Origin of the sequence: Methylobacterium sp. WL103, from assembly GCF_008039885.1 — a bacterium.
In the GTDB taxonomy this organism is placed as follows: Bacteria; Pseudomonadota; Alphaproteobacteria; order Rhizobiales; family Beijerinckiaceae; genus Methylobacterium; species Methylobacterium cerastii.
Genome location: NZ_VRUX01000234.1, coordinates 1 through 6,358 on the forward strand (window position 1 = coordinate 1; position 6,358 = coordinate 6,358).

At 70.5% G+C, this 6,358-nt stretch carries 7 protein-coding genes and 1 pseudogene; 4 read left to right on the plus strand and 4 right to left on the minus strand.

The window, feature by feature from the left end:
• Positions 1-557 (plus strand): annotated as a pseudogene (locus FV222_RS29670) (chemotaxis protein); the annotation flags it as partial.
• Positions 558-594: 37 nt separating this feature from the next.
• Here FV222_RS29670 and FV222_RS14735 read toward each other — a convergent pair.
• The 4 genes from FV222_RS14735 to FV222_RS14750 all read right to left on the minus strand — a co-directional run bounded on the left by FV222_RS14735 (position 595) and on the right by FV222_RS14750 (position 3,116).
• On the minus strand, positions 595-1,749 hold the full coding sequence (locus tag FV222_RS14735) for an aminotransferase class I/II-fold pyridoxal phosphate-dependent enzyme (RefSeq protein WP_147761698.1): 1,155 nt from the start codon (positions 1,747-1,749) through the stop codon (positions 595-597).
• 70 nt (positions 1,750-1,819) lie between these two features.
• Complete coding sequence (locus FV222_RS14740) at positions 1,820-2,119, minus strand: BrnA antitoxin family protein (protein WP_210246492.1); 300 nt, start codon at positions 2,117-2,119, stop codon at positions 1,820-1,822.
• Positions 2,100-2,372 (minus strand): BrnT family toxin, encoded by a 273-nt coding sequence (locus tag FV222_RS14745; protein WP_147761720.1) that lies wholly within the window; start codon positions 2,370-2,372, stop codon positions 2,100-2,102. The genes FV222_RS14740 and FV222_RS14745 overlap by 20 nt, the downstream gene beginning before the upstream one ends.
• An 87-nt stretch (positions 2,373-2,459) precedes the next feature.
• Positions 2,460-3,116: a DUF1345 domain-containing protein gene (locus FV222_RS14750; RefSeq protein ID WP_147761700.1), complete on the minus strand. Its 657-nt coding sequence runs from the start codon at positions 3,114-3,116 to the stop codon at positions 2,460-2,462.
• Positions 3,117-3,312: 196 nt separating this feature from the next.
• Here FV222_RS14750 and FV222_RS14755 point away from each other — a divergent pair, with 196 nt between their 5' ends.
• From FV222_RS14755 to accC, 3 genes are all read left to right on the plus strand, one after another.
• Positions 3,313-4,074 carry a DsbA family protein gene (locus tag FV222_RS14755; protein ID WP_147814846.1) on the plus strand — a complete coding sequence of 254 codons (762 nt, stop codon included), beginning with the start codon at positions 3,313-3,315 and terminating at the stop codon, positions 4,072-4,074.
• Between the two features lie 142 nt (positions 4,075-4,216).
• Entirely contained in the window at positions 4,217-4,684 is a 468-nt protein-coding gene (gene accB / locus FV222_RS14760) for an acetyl-CoA carboxylase biotin carboxyl carrier protein (protein ID WP_147763823.1), read from the plus strand.
• A 113-nt stretch (positions 4,685-4,797) separates the two neighbouring features.
• Positions 4,798-6,150 (plus strand): acetyl-CoA carboxylase biotin carboxylase subunit, encoded by a 1,353-nt coding sequence (accC, locus tag FV222_RS14765; RefSeq protein WP_147753913.1) that lies wholly within the window; start codon positions 4,798-4,800, stop codon positions 6,148-6,150.
• The last annotated feature ends 208 nt before the right edge of the window (positions 6,151-6,358 follow it).

Here is a 6,358-nt window from a genome sequence, read left to right on the forward strand (position 1 = left end):
GCTCCGAGGTGATGGACCGCGCCAACGCCCGCGTCGAGGCCGAGAGCGCCGCGGTCGCCGAGGCGGCTTCCGAGATGCGGGCCCTGGCCGAGGTGATGGAGCAGCAGATCGCCGCCACCGGCGAGATCGCCTCCAACGTCGGCCGCATCGCCGCCGGCACAGAGAAGTCGCGCGGTGAGATCAAGGACGCGATCGGCGAGCTCGAGGCGCTCGAAGCGATGAGCCGCACCCTGCTCGACCGCTTGGACGGCGACCCCCTGGCCGTGGCCCTCGCCCGGCTGCCGGCCGACTGCGCCGCCTGGAAGCGCCGGCTCGCTTCGGTGCTGGTCGGCGTCGTGCCCCATACCGGCATGATGGCGATCGTCGCCGACCCGATCCTGCCCGCAAACGTCCGCGCCGGAGTCATCGCCGCCGCCGCCCAGGCGGCAGCGCTTTGCGCCGGCGTGAAGGTTCAGGATTGGGACGCCGCGACCGTCGCGTTCCAGGCCTTCGACGCGGCGACCGCGACGACCCTCGCAGCTGCAGCGGCCGCCGACGCGGCCGTCCTGGCAGCCTGAACGTATCAGGCGCCGGGTCGGACGAGCCTGAGCGGCATCACGCCAGCCAAGTGCGCAGGCGCCGCACCGCCTCCCGGCACTCGGCTTCCGAGCCGGCGAAGGAGAACCGGACGTGGTGGTGGCCGGCCTCCCGGTCGAAGTCGAGGCCGGGGGTGGCCGCCACGCCGGCCTCGTCGAGCATCCGCCGGCAGAAGGCGGAGGCGTCGTTGGTGAGGTTCGCCACATCCGCGTAAAGGTAGAAGGCGCCGTCCACGGGATGCGTGCGCCCGAGGCCGATTCCGGGGAACGCATCGAGCAGGATCGCGCGGTTGCGGGCGTAGCCGTCGCGCACGGCGTCGAGCTCCTCGGTGGCATCGAAGGCCGCCAGCGCGCCGACCTGCGAGAGGTAGGGCGCCGAGATGTAGAGGTGCTGCGCCAGCCGCTCGATCGGGCGCACGAGGGCGTCGGGCACCACCATCCAGCCGACCCGCCAGCCGGTCATGCAATGGTACTTCGAGAACGAGTTGATGACGATCGCATCCGAGTCGAACCGGAGCGCGGTCGTCGTCGGCACGCCGTAGCCGAGGCCGTGATAGATCTCGTCGGAGACGAAGGGTAGGCCGAGCGCCCGCGCCGCCGCGCAGAGTTCGGCGAGCGCCGCCTCACCGATCACCGTGCCGGAGGGGTTGGCCGGGCTCATCACCAGCACGCCGGACAGGGCATGTGCCGCATGCGTCGCCTGAAGCAGCGCGGCGGTCGGGGCGTAGCGGTCGGCGGCGCTCAGGCGCATCGGCACCGGCACCAGGTCGAGGGCCGAGAGGATGTTGTGATAGGCCGGATAGCCCGGCTGCGGCACGCCGACCCGGGCGCCGGCGTCGAACAGGCTCAGGAAGGCCAGGATGAAGCCGGCGGACGAACCGGTGGTCACCACCACACGCTCCGGCGGCACCGCGACCCCGTGGCGTTCGCGGTAATCCTGCGCGATGCGCTCGCGCAGGGCCGGCAGCCCCAGGGCCTCGGTGTAGGGCACGCGGCCGCCTTCCAGCGCCCGCTGCGCGGCGGCGATCACCGCCCGAGGCGCCGGCGCCGAGGGCTGGCCGACCTCCATCCGCACCACGTCCTCCCCGGCCCGCGCCTTTGTGGCGGCGGCGACCATCACGTCCATGGCGAGGAAGGGCGCGACGGCGGCGGCACGGCGGGAGATCGGGATCATCCGACGCTTATACGCGGGCCGCGGCCGCCGGTCAGCCCTCGAACGGCCCGCAGGACCTGTCGCCGTGGCGCTACGCCTTGAAGCGTTCGCGGAGCACGGCGTTGGCCCGCGCCTGCCAGCCCTGCCCGCTAGCGCGCATCGCCGCGATCACGTCGCCGTCGAGGCGCAACGTCACCTGCCGCTTCGGAGCCTCGGATTTCGGACGCCCACGCCCGCGGCGCGCGATGTCGTGGCCCGAGCCGGGCACTGCGCGCGCCATCATGGCGTCGGTAATCTCGGGAATCTCGTCATACTCGCTCGCCTGGATCACGTGGGCATCGAGCCGCGCAAGGTCCGTTTGCCCGATGCCGTCAGCGGAGGGCGGGACCATATTTCTTTTGCTCACGGTCATTGGCCTTCCTCATCGAAAAGACATGCTCGTCGTCGCCACGCAGGGTCCAGCCGACCACGACCATCCGGCTCGCGAGCGTCCCGATCGTGATGATGCGCGTCGCGCCATAATCCTGGCGATCGTCTTCGAAGCTGACGCAGGAGCCGGCGAGGACGGTCGCGGCAGCTGCGAAATCGAGGGCTCGCTCACGGAGCGTCCAATCTCGCTTCGCGGGATCGAAGGTGATCGCCATAATATTTGTAGCGCCATCAAATGCGGCCGGCGATGACGAAACGGCGCGCCGACGATTCGGGAGCATCGCCCGGATCGCCCAACATCCTCAATGCCCAACGAACCCCGCCGCCATGTTCACGGCGAGGGCCAGCACGCCGGTGTTAAACAGGTAGGCGTAGACCGTCTGCACCGTCGCGATGCGGCGCATGCGCTTGCTGGTGATGTTGGTGTCCGAGGTCGCCGCCGCCGCGCCGATGGTGACGGTGAAGTACAGGAAGTCCCAGAAGTCCGGGTCCTCGTCGCCGTGGAAGTCGAGGCCGCCGCGGCGTTCGCCCGGCGCGTCGTCGCCGTAGTAGACGTGGGCGTAGTGGACCGAGAAGACGAGCTGCACGAAGGACCAGGTGCACAGCACCGTCGCGCCGGCGAGCGTCAGGTCGAAGACCTTGCCCGCCCCGCTCGCCTTGCCGCCGAGCACCAACACGCCGACCGCGGCGAAGCTCGCCGCGGCCGCGAGCAGGGTGAACACGGTGACCAGGGCCGCGCTGTCGTCGAGGCGCGAGGCCTGCAGGCGCAGGGCGTCACGGGACTGCCCGGTCGATTGGCGGACGATCAGAACGGCGTAGGCCACGATCCCGGCGCACCAGCCTGCGAGCAGGCGCGTGACGAGGTCCGGCCCCGGGACCAGCAGCGCGCAGGCGGCCATGATGCCGAAGGCCGCGAGCAGGCGCGGGCGGAGCCGGAAGGCCCGGAGGGGATCGATCATCGACGTGACGCCTCGCAGGAGAAATGACGCATCGTGCAAAACCGGATTCGATCCGGGGATTTGACCCGCCGCCGTGAAAACGCCTAACCCGATCGATACCGGATCGACCATGCCCCGGCTCGGCCTGCCCGCCGCGCCCGCCCAGCGAGGACGTATGCTTCTCCCCCGTTTGCTCTCGGCCTCCTGCCTCGCGGCGATGCTGTCCCTGCCCCTCGCCCTGCCCCTCGCCCTCGCGGGCCCGGCGCTGGCGCAGACCGCGCCGGCCGCGCCCTTCACCGACGCGCAGCGCGCCGGCATAGAGGCGATCGTCAAGGACTACCTGATCAAGAACCCGGACGTGCTGCAGGAGGCGATCGCCGAGGGCGAGAAGCGCCAGGTCGAGACCCAGCGCCTCGCCCAGGCCGCGGCCCTCAAGGAATCGCAGAAGGCGCTGCTCGACAGCCCGCACGACGTGGTCGCCGGAAACCCGGCCGGCGACGTCACGATGATCGAGTTCTTCGACTACAATTGCGGCTATTGCCGCAAGGCTCTGGGCGACGTGCAGGCGCTGATCAAGGCCGACCCGAAGCTGCGGGTGGTGATCAAGGACTTCCCGGTGCTCGGCCCGGAATCGCAGGAGGCCAGCCAGATCGCGCTTGCCGCCAAGCAGCAGCTCAAGGGCGACAAGCTGTTCGAGTTCCACCAGAAGCTGCTCGAGTCCAAGGGCCGCGTGAACGGCGCCAAGGCCCTCGACGTCGCCAAGGCGATGGGCCTCGACATGGCCAAGCTGCAGAAGGACGCGCAAGGGCCCGAGGTGAAGGCCGCACTCACCGAGAACCGGGGCCTGGGCGACAAGCTCGGCCTCTCGGGCACCCCGGCCTTCATCATCGGCGACGAGATCATCCCCGGCGCGGTCGGCGTCGAGCCGATCCGCAAGACCATCGCCGACGTCCGCCAGTGCGGTCACGCCTCCTGCTGACGCGCGACGGGGTGTCGCGAACGCGCGCCTTCGTCTAAGACCGGCGCCTTCGCGGGATCGGGGTCCGCGGCCGCGCCGGCGGAACGGCGCAGGCGCGGCCGCCATCCGCCATCCCAGGTTCAGTCCCCAGAAGACAGGCCCGATGTCCAAGCACGACCCCATCGATGCCGATCTCGTCCGCGAGCTCGCCAACCTCGTCACCGAGACCGGCTTGTCCGAGATCGAGGTCGAGAAGGGGGATCTCCGCATCCGCGTCGTCCGCCGGATCGAGCCGGTGAACGTCCAGGTCGCCGCGCCGGCGGCCATGGCGCTCCCGGCGGCACCCCAGCCGCTTCCTGCCGGCCCCGGCGCCGTGCCCGAGCGTGGCAAGACCCATCCCGGCGCCGTGCCCTCGCCGATGGTCGGCACCGCGTACCTGCGCCCCTCGCCCGAGGCGAAGGCCTTCGTCGAGGTCGGCTCCAGGGTCGAGGTCGGCGACAAGCTGCTCCTGATCGAGGCGATGAAGACCTTCAACGAGATCGTCGCGCCCCGCGCCGGCACGGTGGCCGCGGTCTTCGTCGAGGACGGGCAGCCCGTCGAGTACGGCGAAGCCCTCCTCGTCATCGAGTAGCCGAGCGCGGAGGAGCCGAGGGCGTTCGTCAGCCCGCCATCCGCGCCGCCGTCGGCGAAGGCCCCGCTCTCGTCACGCGAACCGCGCACACTTCGCTGGAAAGCGCCCCTGCCATGTTCGACAAGATCCTGATCGCCAACCGCGGCGAGATCGCGCTTCGCATCCTCCGGGCGTCGAAGGAGCTCGGCATCAAGACCGTGGCGGTGCACTCGACCGCCGACGCCGACGCGATGCACGTGCGGCTGGCCGACGAGAGCGTCTGCATCGGCCCGCCCGCCGCCCGCGACAGCTACCTCAACATCCCCTCGATCATCGCGGCTTGCGAGATCACCGGTGCCGACGCGGTCCATCCCGGCTACGGCTTCCTCTCAGAGAATGCGCGCTTCGCCGAGGTGCTGGCCCATCACGAGATCGGCTTCATCGGCCCGAAGGCCGAGCACATCCGGATCATGGGCGACAAGATCGAAGCCAAGCGCACCGCGCTCAAGCTCGGCATTCCCTGCGTGCCCGGCTCCGACGGCGGCATCGAGGACCCGGTGGAGGCCAAGCGGGTCGCCGCCGAGATCGGCTACCCGGTGCTGGTCAAGGCGGCGGCCGGCGGCGGCGGGCGCGGCATGAAGGTGGCGCGCTCGGAAGGCGAGCTGGAGCAGGCGCTGGGCATGGCCCGCTCCGAGGCCAAGGCGGCCTTCGGCGACGACGCGGTCTACCTGGAGAAGTACCTCACCAAGCCGCGCCACATCGAGGTGCAGGTGCTCGGCGACGGCCGTGGCGGCGCGGTGCATCTGGCCGAGCGCGACTGCTCGCTGCAGCGTCGCCACCAGAAGGTCTGGGAGGAGGGCGGCTCGCCCGCGCTCAATGCCGAGATGCGGGGCGAGATCGGCGAGATCTGCGCCGACGCGATGCGCAAGCTCGGCTACCTCGGCGCCGGCACCGTCGAGTTCCTTTATGAAGACGGGCGGTTCTACTTCATCGAGATGAACACGCGCATCCAGGTCGAGCACCCGGTCACGGAGATGATCACCGGCATCGACCTCGTGATCGAGCAGATCCGGGTCGCGGCCGGCGGCGCCCTGTCGGTGACGCAGGACGACATCCGGGTCGAGGGCCACGCCATCGAGTGCCGGATCAACGCCGAGCACCCGGCGACCTTCCGGCCCTCGCCCGGCCTGATCACCTACTACCACCCGCCCGGCGGCCTCGGCGTCCGCGTCGACTCGGCCGCCTTCCAGGGCTACCGCGTGCCGCCGAACTACGACTCGCTGATCGGCAAGCTCATCGTCCACGGCCGCACCCGCAACGAGTGCCTGATGCGCCTGCGCCGGGCGCTGGACGAGTTCGTCATCGACGGCGTCGACACCACGCTGCCGCTATTCCGCACCCTCGTGCGCAACGCCGACGTCCAGAACGGCGCCTACGACATTCACTGGCTCGAGCACTTCCTGGAAGCCGGCGGCCTCGACGCCTGAGCAGGCGACGAAGCGAGACCGGAACCGAAGCGTCCACCATCCGTTGCTCGATCCCATCGCACGCAACCGGAACGAATTCTCATGCGCCTCGCAGCCCTCGCCGTGATCGGCGCCCTCGTCGCCGCCCCCGCCCTCGCCCGTCCTTCGACGGCCGCGGCAACTACGCCCTCGGGCTCAAGGAGCACCTCGTGTTCCCGGAGATCTCGTA